This is a genomic window from Methanogenium organophilum, assembly GCF_026684035.1.
Classification (GTDB): domain Archaea; phylum Halobacteriota; class Methanomicrobia; order Methanomicrobiales; family Methanomicrobiaceae; genus Methanogenium; species Methanogenium organophilum.
Genome location: NZ_CP113361.1, coordinates 191,198 through 207,062 on the forward strand (window position 1 = coordinate 191,198; position 15,865 = coordinate 207,062).

The 15,865-nt window shown below is 51.0% G+C and carries 15 protein-coding genes and 1 tRNA gene; 10 read left to right on the plus strand and 6 right to left on the minus strand.

Annotated features, from left to right (window positions below; translation table 11 throughout):
* Positions 1–19 precede the first annotated feature (19 nt).
* The 3 genes from alaS to OU421_RS01015 all read right to left on the minus strand — a co-directional run bounded on the left by alaS (position 20) and on the right by OU421_RS01015 (position 3,829).
* Positions 20–2,770, minus strand: coding sequence for an alanine--tRNA ligase (gene alaS, locus OU421_RS01005; RefSeq protein WP_268186716.1), 2,751 nt, complete (start codon positions 2,768–2,770; stop codon positions 20–22).
* 70 nt (positions 2,771–2,840) lie between these two features.
* The gene (locus OU421_RS01010) at positions 2,841–3,125 is read right to left on the minus strand and encodes an SWIM zinc finger family protein (RefSeq protein WP_268186717.1); all 285 of its coding nucleotides are present in this window, start codon (positions 3,123–3,125) and stop codon (positions 2,841–2,843) included.
* Complete coding sequence (locus tag OU421_RS01015) at positions 3,125–3,829, minus strand: Nif3-like dinuclear metal center hexameric protein (protein WP_268186718.1); 705 nt, start codon at positions 3,827–3,829, stop codon at positions 3,125–3,127. Before OU421_RS01015 ends, OU421_RS01010 begins: the two co-directional genes overlap by 1 nt.
* A 143-nt stretch (positions 3,830–3,972) precedes the next feature.
* Here OU421_RS01015 and OU421_RS01020 point away from each other — a divergent pair, with 143 nt between their 5' ends.
* Genes OU421_RS01020 through OU421_RS01030 form a run of 3 tightly spaced genes read left to right on the plus strand, consistent with a single transcriptional unit; the run spans position 3,973 to position 6,568 of the window.
* On the plus strand, positions 3,973–5,481 hold the full coding sequence (locus tag OU421_RS01020) for a homocysteine biosynthesis protein (protein WP_268186719.1): 1,509 nt from the start codon (positions 3,973–3,975) through the stop codon (positions 5,479–5,481).
* Complete coding sequence (locus tag OU421_RS01025; protein WP_268186720.1) at positions 5,478–5,864, plus strand: 4Fe-4S binding protein; 387 nt, start codon at positions 5,478–5,480, stop codon at positions 5,862–5,864. Before OU421_RS01020 ends, OU421_RS01025 begins: the two co-directional genes overlap by 4 nt.
* Positions 5,819–6,568, plus strand: coding sequence for a UPF0280 family protein (locus OU421_RS01030; protein WP_326493513.1), 750 nt, complete (start codon positions 5,819–5,821; stop codon positions 6,566–6,568). Before OU421_RS01025 ends, OU421_RS01030 begins: the two co-directional genes overlap by 46 nt.
* Before the next feature lie 5 nt (positions 6,569–6,573).
* Here OU421_RS01030 and OU421_RS01035 read toward each other — a convergent pair whose 3' ends face one another.
* Positions 6,574–6,963 carry a hypothetical protein gene (locus OU421_RS01035; RefSeq protein ID WP_268186721.1) on the minus strand — a complete coding sequence of 130 codons (390 nt, stop codon included), beginning with the start codon at positions 6,961–6,963 and terminating at the stop codon, positions 6,574–6,576.
* 95 nt (positions 6,964–7,058) lie between these two features.
* On the opposite strand from OU421_RS01035, the gene OU421_RS01040 reads away from it, so the two are divergent.
* Genes OU421_RS01040 through OU421_RS01060 form a run of 5 tightly spaced genes read left to right on the plus strand, consistent with a single transcriptional unit; the run spans position 7,059 to position 9,952 of the window.
* Positions 7,059–7,346, plus strand: a complete 288-nt coding sequence (locus OU421_RS01040) for a hypothetical protein (protein WP_268186722.1) — start codon at positions 7,059–7,061, stop codon at positions 7,344–7,346.
* Complete coding sequence (locus tag OU421_RS01045) at positions 7,346–7,870, plus strand: tRNA (cytidine(56)-2'-O)-methyltransferase (RefSeq protein WP_268186723.1); 525 nt, start codon at positions 7,346–7,348, stop codon at positions 7,868–7,870. The genes OU421_RS01040 and OU421_RS01045 overlap by 1 nt, the downstream gene beginning before the upstream one ends.
* Positions 7,867–8,952, plus strand: a complete 1,086-nt coding sequence (locus OU421_RS01050) for an ATP-grasp domain-containing protein (protein WP_268186724.1) — start codon at positions 7,867–7,869, stop codon at positions 8,950–8,952. The genes OU421_RS01045 and OU421_RS01050 overlap by 4 nt, the downstream gene beginning before the upstream one ends.
* The gene (locus OU421_RS01055) at positions 8,946–9,464 is read left to right on the plus strand and encodes a transcription factor (protein ID WP_268186725.1); all 519 of its coding nucleotides are present in this window, start codon (positions 8,946–8,948) and stop codon (positions 9,462–9,464) included. The genes OU421_RS01050 and OU421_RS01055 overlap by 7 nt, the downstream gene beginning before the upstream one ends.
* Positions 9,464–9,952, plus strand: a complete 489-nt coding sequence (locus tag OU421_RS01060; RefSeq protein ID WP_268186726.1) for an HDIG domain-containing metalloprotein — start codon at positions 9,464–9,466, stop codon at positions 9,950–9,952. Before OU421_RS01055 ends, OU421_RS01060 begins: the two co-directional genes overlap by 1 nt.
* A 1,127-nt stretch (positions 9,953–11,079) precedes the next feature.
* Here the strand turns inward: OU421_RS01060 and OU421_RS01065 are convergent.
* A complete protein-coding gene (locus OU421_RS01065; protein WP_268186727.1) occupies positions 11,080–11,583 on the minus strand; it encodes a regulator of amino acid metabolism, contains ACT domain protein in 504 nt (167 codons plus the stop codon).
* Positions 11,584–11,810: 227 nt separating this feature from the next.
* Here OU421_RS01065 and OU421_RS01070 point away from each other — a divergent pair.
* Positions 11,811–11,895 (plus strand) — tRNA-Leu (locus OU421_RS01070).
* A 694-nt stretch (positions 11,896–12,589) separates the two neighbouring features.
* Here the strand turns inward: OU421_RS01070 and OU421_RS01075 are convergent.
* A complete protein-coding gene (locus tag OU421_RS01075) occupies positions 12,590–14,458 on the minus strand; it encodes a sensor histidine kinase (RefSeq protein ID WP_268186728.1) in 1,869 nt (622 codons plus the stop codon).
* A gap of 195 nt (positions 14,459–14,653) precedes the next feature.
* On the opposite strand from OU421_RS01075, the gene OU421_RS01080 reads away from it, so the two are divergent.
* Positions 14,654–15,814 (plus strand): TIGR04083 family peptide-modifying radical SAM enzyme, encoded by a 1,161-nt coding sequence (locus tag OU421_RS01080; RefSeq protein ID WP_268186729.1) that lies wholly within the window; start codon positions 14,654–14,656, stop codon positions 15,812–15,814.
* Positions 15,815–15,865 lie beyond the last annotated feature (51 nt).

The following is a 15,865-nucleotide window of genomic DNA, read 5'->3' on the forward strand; positions in this document are numbered from 1 at the left end:
CAGCTGCTCACTTATTCAGTTATTCATTTTTGTTCAATTGGTCAACAATCATCTGACGCCCGGCAGCCAGTGCCTCGTCAAGAGACTCCGCAGAGGCCCCGCTGCCCTGTGCAAGAGACGGTTTCCCGCCTCCTTTTCCGCCGAGGATGCCACATACATGACGCACAATCTCACCCGCGTTCACCTGTGCGACACCGGATGCGACGGCAACATGCACACGCTCCCCGGTACCCACAAGAAGAGCAACGCCCCCTTCATTTGCGTACGCTGTCGCCATTGAGACAACCTCCTTTGGGGAGGCGGTAACGGCATGCACAGTGACACTAACACCTGCAATGTCCTCCACCGGAATACTTGCGATCTCCAGTTCAGCGATCTTCTTCTGCAGGCGTTCAATCTCCTTTCTCTGCTCCTTCCATTCCGTGAAGAACCGGTCAACCGATGTGGGGAGGTTCTCGCGCTGGACACTAAGGGTCGCAACTGAAGAGTCAACGAGCCCCTCCACCCACTGGTTGTATGCAACCGCAGCCATACCAGCGGAGAACTCCAGACGTTCAATACCGTCCTGCACATGCTCAAGACGCATGATCCGTACAGACCCAATCTGACCAGTACTACGGCAGTGCGTACCGGCGCATGCCTGCACATCACCTGCCACCCGCACCACACGGATGCGTGCACCGGGAGGTACACCCCCCTGATAGAGGTCAAAGCCGTATTTCTGCTCCGCTGTGGTACGGTCTTCCCAGTCGACATGCACCGGGATATCATTAAGCACCAGACGATTTGCAGCATCCTCAATCTGTTTCAGTTCAATTCCTGAAATGTGACGGAAATGACGGATGTCAAGACGTGAACTCTCAACCCCTTTCTGGGCACCGGCCTGGTGAATATGCGGGCCAAGCACCTCTTTTGCGGCATGCAGCAGAACATGGGTTGCGGTGTGGTGCCGCATCATCGTCTTCCTGCGCTCTTCATTAACCGCTCCTTTTACATGTTCGCCACGTTTAAAGGAGTCGCCGGTTACATGGTGCAAAATGATGTCACCAATCTTTACCACATGGTCAACCTTGCCGATCCCCTCTTCCGAAACAATTTTGCCGACATCTGCGGGCTGACCGCCGCCCTCCGGGTAGAAGAGCGTCTGGTCAAGCACCAGATACTCGTCAATCTGGTCCAGAACAATCGCATCGAAATCATACGCCTGCGGAAGGTCATAGTAGAGCATCTTTGTTGCAGGCAGCGTCTCAAGTCTCTCACGGATTGCATCATAGGGATCTTCGGCATTCCCGGAGTCTTCAGATTCTGAATGAACGTCTGCAATCAGGGAGTAGAAGTTATCCGGCAGGTCCACACCCGCACCCTCTTCCTGTGCAATGTCCCTCACAATCTCAGGAGGGATGCCATGCGAGTCATAGAGAGTGATCAGTTCATCCAGAGGAATGGGCAGGTCCTTATCTTTATAGAATTTTGCTGCTTTCTGGACAATTCTGCCGCCACGTTCCATCGTGATCGCATATTTTTCCTCCTCATTTCTGATGATCTCCCGTACGACACTGATGTCCTGTTCAAAGGAGTCAAGGCCGATCTTCTCCATCTGATACAAAATGAGGTCGGCAAGGCTCTCCTCCATGCCAATCTCATTCATCATCCGCAGCGTACGCCTGAGCACAAGACGGGCCAGATAGCCCTCCTGTGCATTGGACGGCACGATACAGTCACCAAGCATATAGGCAAGGCAGCGGGTGTGGTCAGCAATCGCATAGACACGCTCGATAGGAGCGATCATGTCCTGCAGTTTCTGGTATGGCACACCAATATTCTCTGCTACCGTCTTGCGCATCTCATAGAGGTTGGAACCGGTGATGTCCATCAGACCGGCATACTTCGCGTTGAGAGAGAGAATGCGCGTAAATTCAGAATTGTCGAGGAGGTAAGCCAGGTCAGAAGACTCCATCAGGCGACTGACCAGTTCGGGGAAAACCGCGTCATAGACCGTAGGACTACCCTGTGATGCCCATACCAGCCGTTCCAGACCATATCCGGTATCAACGATCCGCAGGTCCATCGGGTAATAAGGGACGCCTTCCATATCGACCGGTTCGCGGCCATTGTCGCGCTTCGTCAGGCTCATAAAGACAAGGGTTGCCACTTCAAGCCCGCCGATTAGGACCTCCACACTGGGTCCGGCATTGCCGCCGCCAATCCACGGGTGTTCCTTGTAGGTCACCCGCTTCAGGTCTGCGCCGATTGATTCGAGGAAACCGTCACAGAGACGAATGGTATCATCTTTCCAGTATTTCTCGTCCTCGTCTGTATTGAACGCATGATGCGCCATCATCTCAAAGGTAGTCAGATGACGGCCCGATCTCCCCACGGAGTCAAGATCATTGAGCCGGATACAGGGCTGGGATATCGTCAGTGGATTTGCAGGCGGCGGCACCTCTCCATTGGTCACAAATGGCTGAAAATCTGCAATGGATGCGATTGTCAGATAGATGTCGTCACGCCAGCGGGCAGCCACCGGATAACGCTCGATCCGGGTATGACCGTTCTGTTCAAAAAAGCTGAGATATGCTTCACGCATCTCATCAATCGTGTGGGGAGAGAATATGGGATTGCCAATAAATGAATAGGGTTCACAGGGTGCATCACCACAGTATTCACGCTCAGGGTCCCGTGTCCAGAACGCTGAACCGCAGGCCTTACATATTTTTCTGACCAGACCGTTCTCTCTGAAATATTCAAGCTGATATTCTTCCTCGAGCATGGGTAATCACAATATCCTGATTATAATAATCGCCATGTGATTTCATATAGTGTTTGTTTCTCCCGGTTTTTCAGAGCAGATCCATATACCATTCGTCACGCTGTACAATCATTCCAAGCGCTTTGGCCGTACGGAATGCAAGAATATGCCAACACTGGGATTCCCGGTACATAAAGTCGCCGCAGGTGCAGAACCCTTCATCAACGACATAGGTGTCTGTCGTGCCAATCACCACGCAGAAGTCATGATACTGAATAACGTGCCCGTTTCGTGCGGCACGAACCGCCTTCTCGCCTTTTTCGCCATAGAGACGGCACACCTCCGCGATCACCTCTTCTGCGTCCCTTTCCCCCATCAATACTGCACCAGTGCAGGAATATCCTCAATAAAGGTCCATCCCATCCGTTCTGCAAACATACGCATCCCCGGTGCTTCGGTAGCATAATGTGTGGATTCAATAAGGGAGATACCCGAAGAACGCATAACGCTGTGCTTCAGTTCAGCTGAGAGAAATGCTTCTGCACCCTCTCCCTCTGCCTCACGGATCAGATCTGCAGAAAAACAGGAACCCCCGCCAACAGCAAGGCGGCAGGGCACATGCACATCCCCGTATACACGGAGGGGCGCACCCAGAATCTCTGCCACTTCATCGAGGGAATGGGTGAGGGTGCCGATAACACCAAGAGAGAGGGGTTTCACTCCGGTGAGATGCAGTGTTTCTGCCAGTGCATCATTGATGCCTCCCGGCGCGTGGTCAAAATTGGTGTGCATCACATAGACATTCAGTCCTCCGGCGAGGGCGGTCCCAATTATTCGCCCGGATTCTCCCCCGATGCGAGTCAGGGGATCCCAAATGGGAGTGTGATGCACGACAAGCATATCAGCCCCTTCTGCAACCGCAGCCCGAACCACACGGAGTGTCGCATCAAGTGCACAGCACACGGTAGTCACGTCCTCATGCCCTTCGATAATATGGCCGATTCTGCCACCATCAAACTCCTCTGCAAGCTCCGGCGGTGCAATCTCTTCAAGCATTGCAATAAAATCAGCAATCTGCATAGCAAATACGTAGAGGAACAACCGGGAATAAATGTATGGATTGCCGGTCGGGTGTTGAGGGAAGAATACCGTTGAGAAGACACCATAATTACCAACAGTAATTAATGCAAGCATTAATTATGCACGATATCATATAATTGTGCATGCAAAAGACCATTGATCTCATCAACACCCGCATCCGTGATGGTAATGCCCGTGCAGTCAGGGCAGACCAGATGCCGGACATAGTTGATGAGCTGGGTGTGGAGGGCGCACTCAGGGAAGTTGATGTGGTGACAACCGGCACGTTCGGTGCCATGTGCTCCTCCGGTGCCTTCTTTAATTTCGGCCATGCAGACCCCCCTATCAGGATGGAGAAGGTGTGGATGAATGAAGTGGAGGCGTACGCAGGCATTGCTGCGGTGGACGCCTACCTTGGTGCCACCCAAAAATCAGAAACACAGGGAATATCATACGGCGGCGCCCATGTGCTCGAAGACCTTGTAGCCGGAAATGCCGTCCAGCTGCGTGCACAGTCAAATGGAACCGACTGCTATCCACGCAAGAGACTGGAAATTGATCTGACCCTTGAGGATATGAACCAGGCAACTATGGTCAATCCACGCAACTCCTATCAGTCCTATGTGGCAGCAGCAAACACCACTGACCGGATCCTTTACACCTATATGGGCACCCTGCTCCCAAATACGGGAAATATTTCATACTCCGGTGCGGGATGCCTCTCCCCCATACCCAATGATCCCGGTCTGCGCATCATCGGCAGCGGCGTCCCGATATTTCTCTGCGGTGCAGAAGGCATGATCATCGGCGAAGGCACTCAGGCATCGCCAGGCAATGGATTCGGCACCCTGATGACAACCGGAGACATGACCAGAATGTCCACCGATTTCCTCCGGGCGGCCACATTCAAGGGCTACAACAGCACCCTCTACGTCGGCCTTGGCGTCCCGATACCTGTCCTTGATGAAGAGATCGTCCGCCGGACGGCAGTGCGGGACGAAGACCTTAAGACCACCATAGCAGACTATGGCGTCCCGAACCGCAACCGGCCCGATCTGTGTGAGGTCACCTACGCCGAACTGAAAAGCGGCAGCATCGAGTTCAATGGCGAAGAGGTAAAGACCTCATCACTCTCATCATACAAAAAAGCGCTTGAAGTCGCGGATGAACTCAGGGCATGGATTGAGGGAGGAAAAATGCAGCTCGCTCTTCCCACCCGCAGAATAGATACGCAAAAAACCTCACGTCCGATGCGCGACCGGGCACGTGCACCCCAGGTTCGCGACATCATGAACACAAGCCTTGTCACCATCAGCGAAGATGAGAAGATCCAGACAGCGGCAAAACGGCTGCTCAGAGGAGAGACCAACCATCTCCCGGTTCTTGACAAAACGAACAGGCTGGTCGGTATTGTCACCACCTTTGACATCTCAAAGGCGGTTGCATCCAACGGGAAGGGAGAGACGGTGAGTGACATAATGACAAAACATGTGGTATACACATCGCCGACAGAAGCAGTGGATGTAGCCACCTACAAACTGGAGAAAAACAATATCAGTGCCCTCCCGGTTGTGGATGAAAACGGCAAACTGGTAGGAATTCTCTCGGCAATCGATCTGGGCAAACTCTTTGAACGGGGGTGGAAAAAATGAAACTACTGGTTACATTCTCCCGGAAAGGGGGCAAACAGCCCCTCATTGCACAGACCGTAAAAGATACCGGTGTGCTGATCAATGTTGAACGGGCCTTTATCGAATCAAACGAAGGCGAGGTTTTAATCGACATCCCTGACGAGGATGCGAAGGTCATCTCGGATGCGATGGAGAAGGCAGGCGCACGGGTGAAGGAAATGGAGGATTCTGTTATCCGTGATGAATCAGAGTGCGTAAACTGCGGTGCATGTATCAGTGTCTGCCCGCAGGATGTTCTCTCCTTTGATGAGACGTGGACGCTTTGTATTGACGGTTCAAAGTGTGTCCTCTGTGGTAAATGTGTGGATGCCTGCCCACATCAGGCACTCTCACTGCTCCCATGATCCGGGAACATTTCCAGTACCGGACAACCATAACCACCATCCTCGCTGATGAAGAGAAATATATCGCCACAGCCAAAGAGGCCATGGTGGACGTTCGGAGTGATCTGGAACGTGAAATACTCCGGGACCCCTTTTTTAAATCAACCTATGATCCATACCCGTTCCCGGTATCCTCCCCGATAGCCGCGCGGATGGTTGCTGCATCGGAACCAGCAGGAGTAGGCCCGATGGCGGCAGTCGCAGGCACAATCGCCTGGTATGGCGTGGAAGCCATGCGGGATGCGGGTGCCACATTTGCCGTGATTGACAATGGTGGCGACATTGCCCTTATTGCAGACCGGAATGTAACGATCGGCATTCATGCAGGCCACTCGCCCTTCTCCGGAAATTATGCCTTCCGCATTCCGCCACAGGACACCATTCTGGGTATATGCACCTCGTCAGCCACCGTTGGCCCGTCCGTCTCATTCGGAACTGCCGATGCGGTAACCGTCTTTTCCCGGAATGTATCACTCGCCGACGCCTGGGCGACATCGCTCTGCAATGACTTTACCGAATGCTCGGATAGTTTTTTTCAGGCGCGTGACCTCAGGGAAGTCTGCGGTATCTGTGTGATTGCAGGTGACACCCTCTGCCAATGGGGCACCCTCCCCGACATAACCAGAGCAGAGGTTGATAGCAGCCTGATTACTGCAGGCAGATAACGGGATCAGTTGCTATCCGCCCATTCGGCTGCATCCCGGTACGCGCTCCTGCCCCTGAAGACCATCAGCACATCCTCCCCGTCTGAGACCAGCATCTCAGGAACAGAATCTGTGATACGGAACAGAATCTGGAAGAGATCGCGTTCCTCAATGAGCACACCACGGGAGAGCGACGATGCAGACGAGAGCATGAGGCGTTCTGCAGCAAGAATCTCAGGTTCGTACCGGTAGAAATACCAGAATACCTGATAGGCATTCAGAAAATCTGATACCAACAGTTCGTTTCTCACATCTTCGTCGACATCATCAAGGATGGCTGCCAGTTCTGCCGCATCATCGTCACTAATTGCAAGTATCCTGTCTGCAAGTTTCGCCAGTTCAAAATAATCGGTCATATTCCACCTGCCCGGCACATAATAATCACTCTTCTGTTGTTGTGCACCACGAAATGGTAAAAAACTATATGCCCGCATCCGGGTAACCTTTCAATGTGCGAGCAGAAGAGAGAGATTGGCAGATATACCATATTATCGCAGAAAAATCCGAAATAACCGTGGATGAAGTATGCACGATGGCATGCACCGCGAAAGAGGTTGCAGAAGATTCACTGGAACGACTGCAGAAATACAAACTGATTTCACGAACGGGAGACACCTGCGCGGTTAAATCCATTCAGGAAATACTCATCGCCGCAGAACTGGAACGGGTAATGAACGACTCGCCCATATACATGGAAAACGGTGTAATTAAGGTCCATAAGGAGAGTGAAGACGAATAATGGTATCTGATGTACGAGTCCTGCGACTGGGGCACCGGCCGGAGCGGGATCAGCGGGTAACAACCCATGTGGCCCTCACCGCACGGGCGCTGGGAGCAAAAGGCATGTACCTTGCAGCAAACGACGAAGGCGTGCGCCGGTCGGTAACGGATGTAGCCAACCGCTGGGGCGGAGACTTCTTTGTCGAGAATAATGCCTCATGGAAGAAGGTTATCCGTGAATGGAAAGACGAAGGCGGGATTGTCGTTCACCTGACAATGTACGGTCTGCGGATGACCGATGCGGTCGACGAAATAAAAGAGCATGAAAAGGTGCTTGTGGTCGTCGGTGCAGAAAAGGTTCCCTCAGACATCTATGATCTTGCAGACTACAACATCTCGGTTACCACCCAGCCCCACTCGGAGATCTCAAGCCTCGCGCTCATTATGGACCGACTCTTTGACGGAGGCGAGCTGAACCGTGAATATCCGGATGCAGAGATGAAGATCATCCCTACAGAACGCGGCAAGAGGTTCGAGAATTGAGGGGCCGGGTCCTCGTTGCGGGATTTGCCACCCGCCATGTGGTCCGGTCAGCATATGCTGCAGGGTATGAAGTCTGCGCCATTGACCATTTCTGTGATCAGGATCTCACCTGGTATACAAAAGAGCAGCAGACCTTTGAGGAACTTGCTGAATTCCCCGACCTCATTGAAGACTTCTGTTCCCGGCATACCTTTGACTGTATTGTCACGACTTCCGGGGCCGAGGATATGGACCTCGGAAAAACGTTCTGCGGCACACCTTCAGAGATTGCGGCACGGTTCTGCACAAAGACCGGCATCCAACAGTTCTTTGAAGAACATGAGTTCCCGGTGCCGTCTTTTCTTCCTGAAGAAGTGTACCCTGCGTTTATCAAACCGGACACCGGTGCGGGTGGCTGGCGCAATACCCTTGCCATGACACCGAACGACGAGGCGGCATGGAGAGAATGCTGGCCGGATACCCCCTACATCCGCCAGATGCCGGTGGAAGGCATCCCATGCAGTGTCTCCTGCATCGCCGACGGCACGTCTGCACGGGCACTCAGCCTCAACCGCCAGTTTAACCGTGGCGGAGTGGGAGAGCGCAGGTTCGGGTTTGCAGGAGCGCTGACTCCCTTCCTGCCGGAAGAGCGTGATCAGATCCTTAGCCTTGCAGAGGATATTGCCGCGAAAAGCGGGTGTATCGGATCGCTCGGGATTGACTTCATGCTGACGGACGACGGCATCCGCACCATTGAAATCAACCCGCGTTTCCAGGCAACGCTTGATATCGTCGAGATGAGCACCGGCGTAAATATCTTTGAACTGCACCGGAATGCGGCCCGCGGCATCCTTCCTGCCGAACGGCCGGAACCCGCCATGACTGCCCTGCGCTCCATCATCTTTGCGGATCATGACTGTGTGGTCGCTGACGACCTGAAATCACTCCATCCGGATATTGCAGACATACCATGGGTTGGAACAGAGATTGAAGAAGGGAACGCAGTTCTCAGCGTCTACGGGCGTGGAGCAGATGAGGACGAAGCACTCGCTTCCTTGGATAAGACTATTACCAAAGTACACAGATATATGAGCAGATGGTAGAGGAGACAGACATTCTGGAAAATCCAGCGGTTCGTGCATATCTTATCCGTATGGTGGGAGAAGAAGGGCTGACCCTTCTGGAAAACTTTGACCGTACTATTGAAAAAACGGACGAGGAACTGGCTGAGGAGACAGAAATTAACCTCAACTCGGTCAGAAATACATTATATACACTTTACGGAAAACGTCTCGCCCAATACCGGCGGGAGAAAAATCAGGAGACCGGGTGGCTCACCTACAAGTGGAAACTCAGGCTGGATAACCTGAACGATGCCCTCACCGACGATATGGAGGATGCACTAGAGAAACTATCCTCACGGGAACGGTACGAAGACGAAAATGACTTCTACATCTGTAACAATTGCGGTATTGTATATACGTTCAATGACGCCCTTGCACTCGAGTTCAACTGCCGGTGCGGGACCCACATGGAACATTATGACAATGAACTCCTTCTCAATGTACTCAAAAAGCGCGTTGCTGCGATGAAGACTACACTGGGCAAAGTCTGATGCTTCCGGCAGAAGACCCATTTTTATTTCTCCGCAGGGCTGGTTGTCCCGATAATGTGATCGCCCATTGCCATGTGGTACATGACCTTGCCTGCCGGTATGCAGAATCACGCCCGGTGGATAGGGAGCTTGTCTCCTGGGGTGCAGCTCTCCATGACATCGGCAGATCAGAGACCCATTCCCTTGCCCATGGACAGGTGGGTGCAGATATCTGCCGGAGGTATGGCCTTCCTGAGGAGGTGGCACGCATTGTAGAGTGCCACATTGGCGCAGGACTCACCGCAGAGGAGTGCAGGGCAGAGGGGCTGAAACCGATTGACTGTGTCCCAAAGACACCGGAAGAGAAGATTGTTGCACATGCGGACAACCGGGTCAGAGGCACAACAGTGATTACGATTGAGGAACGTATTGCATCTGCTTCCGGGAAACTACCGGACAATATTCTCAGGCGTATTAAAGCCCTTGCAGACGATGTTGAACAGCTCTGAAGGCTCTTCCCATGATGTTTTATTCGAAAATGACCCTCTCCTGTGTCACATTTAACGGCAACCGGGGCAAAGGGCGGAGGGCATTCCATCCCCCTGCACTTCATCACACTCAGAACGCTGTGACCAATATTTTCTGTATGTCTGTTTTGGCGGTATTAGTTTGATATTTAATTAAGCAGTTACATCTCAGGAACTGCCTCCCCCGGAGGGGGGAGGAGGAGCACGGCCGCGGCCGTGCGGGTGTGAGGGTTTCCTTTTTTGCTAATGGGTTGCACGTGTTTCTCACAGTTAGGGGTTTCATCCCCGACAACCCCCTTAAGGGATGCGCCCTGTACGGAAAGGGGCGTGGAAGTGGACATCAGGATTCGCATAATGAGAATGGCTTCGTTTTTGTTCTCATAGGAAATTGTGTACTACCCGTACACCGCATATCCCTTGAACTGCCTCCCCCCGAAGGGGGAAGGATGAGCACGGTCCCGACCGTGCGGGAGAGAGGGGTTTCCTGTTCTTAGGGATGGGTTGTATGGGTTTCCCACATTCAGGAGGTTCCCTCCGACAGCCCCTTAAGAGATGCGCCCTTTACGGGAAGGTCGCTGAATTTGATATCAGGTTTCGTATAATGAGAATGGCTCCGTTTTTGTTCTCATTGGAAAACGTGTGCAAGTCGTACACCACTTTTCCCTTGAACTGCCCCCCACGGAGGGGGGAGAAGGAGCACGGCCACAGCCGTGCGGGAGAGGGGGGGTTTCCTGTTATGTATGCTGAGCTGTATTGGTTCCCTACAGTCAGGGGGTTTCACCCCCGACAGCCCCCTTAAGGGATGCGTCTAATCCGGAATAGGACATGGAATTGGAAATCATCTCAAATGTGTAACCTTATGGTGTAATGCAGGAGAGCGGAAATCCGGAAAAAATTATGGAAAAATATGAAAAAAAGGTATAATAATTGAAAAAAATGAAAAACGGTGTCATACTCTTCAAAGTAGGGAAATACCATTATTCAGGATGCCAGGCCCGGTATCGCCGTTCTTCTCCGGGTGAAACTGCACCCGTATACAGTGCCGATTCCAATCGAGGATGACGTCAAAGAGGGGGGAGGGCCACAGAAAAGAGTGAAAAACCATCTTATTATTCAATAATCAGTTTTTTTACCTGGGGAAGAGCACGCAGGGCTTCATAGACAAATGGCGGAAGGGTTTCATCCACCACGATAACGAGCTTCGGGTCTTCTGAGAGGTGTGAGTCGGTCACAAAGATCTGGCGAATGGAAATGCCATTATCCGCGATGACCCTGACAGCATCACCCACAACTCCTTTTTGTTCTGCGTCATCCGGCATTACGGTGATTACCGTGAGACCGAGAGACTCTGCGATACGGCTGACGTCAGGCGTAGCCCTGAGGTTGAGGAAAATCTCGGATATGGTAGGATTCGAGAGAATTCGTTTCACCGTCGCATCGACGACCCGCCGATCGGTTCCAATCTTCTTTGAGAGATGGGTCGCGGGGATTTCTATACCATTTACCGTGACACGGCCCCGCTCATTAATCCCAAGACCGTTTTCCAGAAGAAATCGAACAACCTGCGCCTGGGAAGGCGAATCACTGAATATATCCAGTATCTCTGCCCACATTACGATAGAATTTAACCTGCTCCATAAAAATACCACTTATCTACACCTGCAGTACAGGGATGAAAAATCCCGGAACAAAGCAGGAAAACAAAATCAAATCAAAACATATATTTTCCAATACAGCATTCTATGTAGAGTAACATGGCGCAGTCGCCTGAGACCCCAGTGGTTTCTTTAGACAGCAGAAAGTCATGGAACCGGTCCTGGCTATTATCGCACACTTCTGTGCGGGGGTTGCCGAGCCAGGTCAAAGGCGCTAGGTTGAGGGCCTAGTCTCGTAGGAGTCCGAGCGTTCGAATCGCTCCCCCCGCATTTTACCATTATTACACCAAAGAGCTGAAAGCAACTTTCATTCAAACAGTTTTCTGCAAGCAATTCGACAGGATCTTCACAAATCTGTGTAGCAAATATCTCAGATGGTTTTCTTTGTCCAGGAACAGAACACAACTGCAGTACACACAGAATCTCAAGAGACATGGTTAAACAGGTGAGCAAAATCCCTTTCAGAGAGTCACATACCATTCGGAACAATTCATATTGCTCCTGAAACGGCAACATCCTCCTATAAATGTCACGCCTGCAATACAACCGGAACAGGGGATCATCAGCCCACCCTGCCACCAATCGCTGAGGTAGCTGGTCTTGCAGAGGGGAGTAATCTTCCATCCGTCCTTCGATTTGGCCAAAGCAGTACCCCATAGGAACTAGCGGAGCGCCAAATGACGGCCAGCTGTGAATATGTGATATATTTTTTCATCCAGACATTCAACAGGAATATATCATCAAAATTGCCTAACGCCACATTTCCCTGATGTATCGAAAACCTACAGACATCCGGACAGGGGTACTTTCAAAGATGCGCATGGAACAGAAAAGTTCAGACACAGGTAATAAAAATGGATGCCCATTTCCTGTAGAATTATGAAGCCGTGAAAAACGGTATCTCTCCACGCAGGATACGAACCGGAATGCAGCAGCATGCCGGATAAAAAATATGATTTATCGCTTAATTCTTAAACAGATAAAACTCATGGGGCACACGTATCTCAAAGCGCGCCCCGATTCCTTTCTTCCCGCTCTCACGGATGCTCATACCGGTAATGGAGAGAATTTCCCGCACCAGAAAGAGCCCATACCCGGTGTTTTTACCGATCTTTTTCCAGAATATCTTATCTTTCATATGGTCCGGCACACCGCTTCCATCGTCCTCAAAGACAAGCAGACCGCCATCCTCCTCTTCACGGAAAGAAACGGTCATCCGGGTCACCCCTCCCCCATGGCGCACGGCATTGTCAAACAGATTATAGATGACACGTTTCAGCAGCGGGTCCGCAAACACCTCAAGACTGCCGGTGGTGATCTCAGTTGAAATATGATGGAAATCCGGGACTTCTGCAACTTCTGCCACCAATGACCCGACATTCATCCATTCAGCAGTCTTTGATCCCAGCGCATGATACTCGCGTGTGAAGGTGATCTGGTTCTCCATTGTCGTGATCACATCGTCCATAATTCTCAGGGGTTGCTCCGCTTTTTTCTCGCACCCAATCTCTTCTTTGAGCAGTGCTGAGATCATCGAAAGCGCACGGATCTGATTCAGAAGGTCATGCCGGGTAATACCTGAGAGCAGCCCCAGTTTCCGGTTTGCATTCATCAGTGCTTTCTCCACCTCCTGTGTCCGTTTCAGTTCAGAATCGAGTTCACTGGATGTTTTCTTCAACCTCTGAATTTCACACTTCAGGCGTTCGACAAGAATATTTACACTTCGCCTGAGGTTCTCCGTCTCCGCGGACCGTGCCTCCTGTATCGGGTGATCCAGATGCCCTTCTGCGATATAGTCAACATCAGCGATAATCGCCTTTACCGGCCGGGTCATGTAATACGAGACATAATATGCAAAAAATACCCCAATTCCCACACCAAGGAGACAAAGAATGACCACATAAAAGAGCAGGGAATTTATTGATTCATGAAGGGGCAATGTCGAAAAGACAATCTCACCGACGAGATCCATCTGGGAAGATGACGGATATTCATCGTTTTCCAGATCAATATAGATATACCGCGTAATGGTTTCGTTCTCCCTATCGACAACATCAAACCCCACCTTGTCGGCATATACCTGTTTTACATGAGTAAGAGTATCCCCCTGTGCAGAGGTACCATGCCCTGCCAGTTGGCGGTAGGTGATGTCAAAGACTGAAACCTCACGAATGGCCGATTCATCCCCCATCAGCATTTTTGTGATGGCAGTATAGGGAAAGTCCTTGCGTCCTTCCATAAATTTCTCAGAGGTGAAACTTAATTCAAGCAGATACTTGTGGTCAGGTGTAGGCATATAGGCATATTTTTTTCCGGTTTCAGGAACAGCGAGACTGGAGCAGACCCGGTCTGCGACAAAAGTGTCTCCCTCTCTGATTCTGGTGATTGATGAACAAAACGTAGGGAATGTGCTGAAATCGAACCCTTTGTCCGGCTCAAATGTAGTGTATTCAATCACGCCCGCTTCATTGATAATGTATAGGTCTATCTCCCAGTCAGAACGCTCCATCTCAGCTTTAAGGGCATCGAGATCTATTGCAGCAGGGTTTCCGCCTGACTGATTGTATGCCGCAAGAAACGGAACAAAGGCATCCTCAAGCTGCTGGTCATAGGCTTTTTCATAGAGGATGAGCCCTTTATCTGCAAGAATCGCAGAATGGGTTACGGTGATCGTCGTACTGTCCATCTTCTCGTCAAACTGGGAAAATATACTATTCTCGACAGAGGTGAAGAGAATTGCAGAAACAGCGACGGTCAGAACAATAAATACGAGGAAGATGACGAGACCAAAACTGGACTGAAGGGAACGGTAATGTCTCTCATCTTTTTCCATTAAATAATTTTTTTGGGAATGGAATGGCTTTAATCTATCTTTTATTGAAACACATAATTTTTGACGATTTTAGCAGGAATATGCATAGTTTCCATTCACATGCAATCATTCACGACCATAATTTCCCTTTGGCGCGTATACCATTGTTCTGCAAAATCCGAACATTCATTGATAAAGAGACCAAAAAATCTGTATATGAAAAGTCCCTTCCATGTGATGCTGATACCAACCCTTGGCTGTCCGGGCAACTGCGCCTACTGCTGGAGTTCAGAAGAGGACTCACCGGTGATGAGCATGGAGATCATCAAAGAAGTGGCCGCCTGGATCAGGGATTTTGACGACCGGCAGGTAACTGTCACATTCCATGGAGGAGAACCACTGCTTGCAGGGGCTGAGTTCTACCGTGAGGCATTTCCGCTTCTCTCAGAGGAACTTGCACACCTGAAACCGGCATTTGCCATTCAGACCAATCTCTGGCGGATGACACCCGAAATTGCACAGATATTTGCTGAATATCAGGTCCCAATCGGGTCCTCCATTGATGGCCCAAAAGAGATCAACGATGTACAGCGGGGTGACGGCTATTTTGATAAGACCATGCACGGCTACCAGATTGCACGCGAAAACGGTCTCAATGTGCGGTTTATCTGCACCTTCACCTCATATTCTGTTGAATTCCGTGAGGAGATATTCAACTACTTCATGCAGAACGGACTTACGCTCAAACTCCACCCGGCACTCCCGTCCCTGCGGGGAGACGACCCGGAAAAATGGGCTCTCGCACCGGAAAAATACGGAGACCTCCTCATCTACCTCCTCGACAAATATCTGGAGAACCTGAACACTGCAGAAATAATGAATATTAACGATCTCTTCAAATCTGTCTTTACACGAACAGGGACAGTCTGCACCTTCAACGACTGTATGGGAAACACTTTCGCCGTCGGCCCGGACGGCAGCATTTACCCCTGCTACCGGTTTGTAGGTATGCCCGAGTGGGTAATGGGAAATGTACGTGACCATCCGACAAAAGCGGATCTCGCAGAATCACGCGCATGGAAACTGATGCATGCATTCAAGGACTTCGTTGATGAAAACTGCAAAGACTGTAAGCATATTCACTACTGCCGCGGCGGCTGCCCCTACAATGCCATCACCCCGACGGGAGGGGAAGTAAAAGCGGTTGATCCTCACTGCCCGGCATATAACCAGATATTTGACGAACTTAATGACCGACTGAATAAAGAACTCTTTGGAACCGACGCAATGGCAATGGGCATGGGCGGATCACGACGCAGACAGCGAAATCGTAAAGCGGGGATTATGGACCTTATGCAGAAGATCGTGTCGGAATAATCAACGTGGCTTAGATCCTGATTTCTGAGTACGGGAAAGGGTGACAGATCT

Excerpts from the sequence above, each read along its gene's own strand:
- alaS (WP_268186716.1), bottom strand. The coding sequence starts at position 2,770 with ATGCTCGAGGAAGAATATCAGCTTGAATATTTCAGAGAGAACGGTCTG.
- OU421_RS01010 (WP_268186717.1), bottom strand. The coding sequence starts at position 3,125 with ATGGGGGAAAGGGACGCAGAAGAGGTGATCGCGGAGGTGTGCCGTCTC.
- OU421_RS01015 (WP_268186718.1), bottom strand. The coding sequence starts at position 3,829 with ATGCAGATTGCTGATTTTATTGCAATGCTTGAAGAGATTGCACCGCCG.
- OU421_RS01020 (WP_268186719.1), top strand. The coding sequence starts at position 3,973 with ATGCAAAAGACCATTGATCTCATCAACACCCGCATCCGTGATGGTAAT.
- OU421_RS01025 (WP_268186720.1), top strand. The coding sequence starts at position 5,478 with ATGAAACTACTGGTTACATTCTCCCGGAAAGGGGGCAAACAGCCCCTC.
- OU421_RS01030 (WP_326493513.1), top strand. The coding sequence starts at position 5,819 with ATGTGTGGATGCCTGCCCACATCAGGCACTCTCACTGCTCCCATGATC.
- OU421_RS01035 (WP_268186721.1), bottom strand. The coding sequence starts at position 6,963 with ATGACCGATTATTTTGAACTGGCGAAACTTGCAGACAGGATACTTGCA.
- OU421_RS01045 (WP_268186723.1), top strand. The coding sequence starts at position 7,346 with ATGGTATCTGATGTACGAGTCCTGCGACTGGGGCACCGGCCGGAGCGG.
- OU421_RS01055 (WP_268186725.1), top strand. The coding sequence starts at position 8,946 with ATGGTAGAGGAGACAGACATTCTGGAAAATCCAGCGGTTCGTGCATAT.
- OU421_RS01060 (WP_268186726.1), top strand. The coding sequence starts at position 9,464 with ATGCTTCCGGCAGAAGACCCATTTTTATTTCTCCGCAGGGCTGGTTGT.
- OU421_RS01065 (WP_268186727.1), bottom strand. The coding sequence starts at position 11,583 with ATGTGGGCAGAGATACTGGATATATTCAGTGATTCGCCTTCCCAGGCG.
- OU421_RS01075 (WP_268186728.1), bottom strand. The coding sequence starts at position 14,458 with ATGGAAAAAGATGAGAGACATTACCGTTCCCTTCAGTCCAGTTTTGGT.
- OU421_RS01080 (WP_268186729.1), top strand. The coding sequence starts at position 14,654 with ATGAAAAGTCCCTTCCATGTGATGCTGATACCAACCCTTGGCTGTCCG.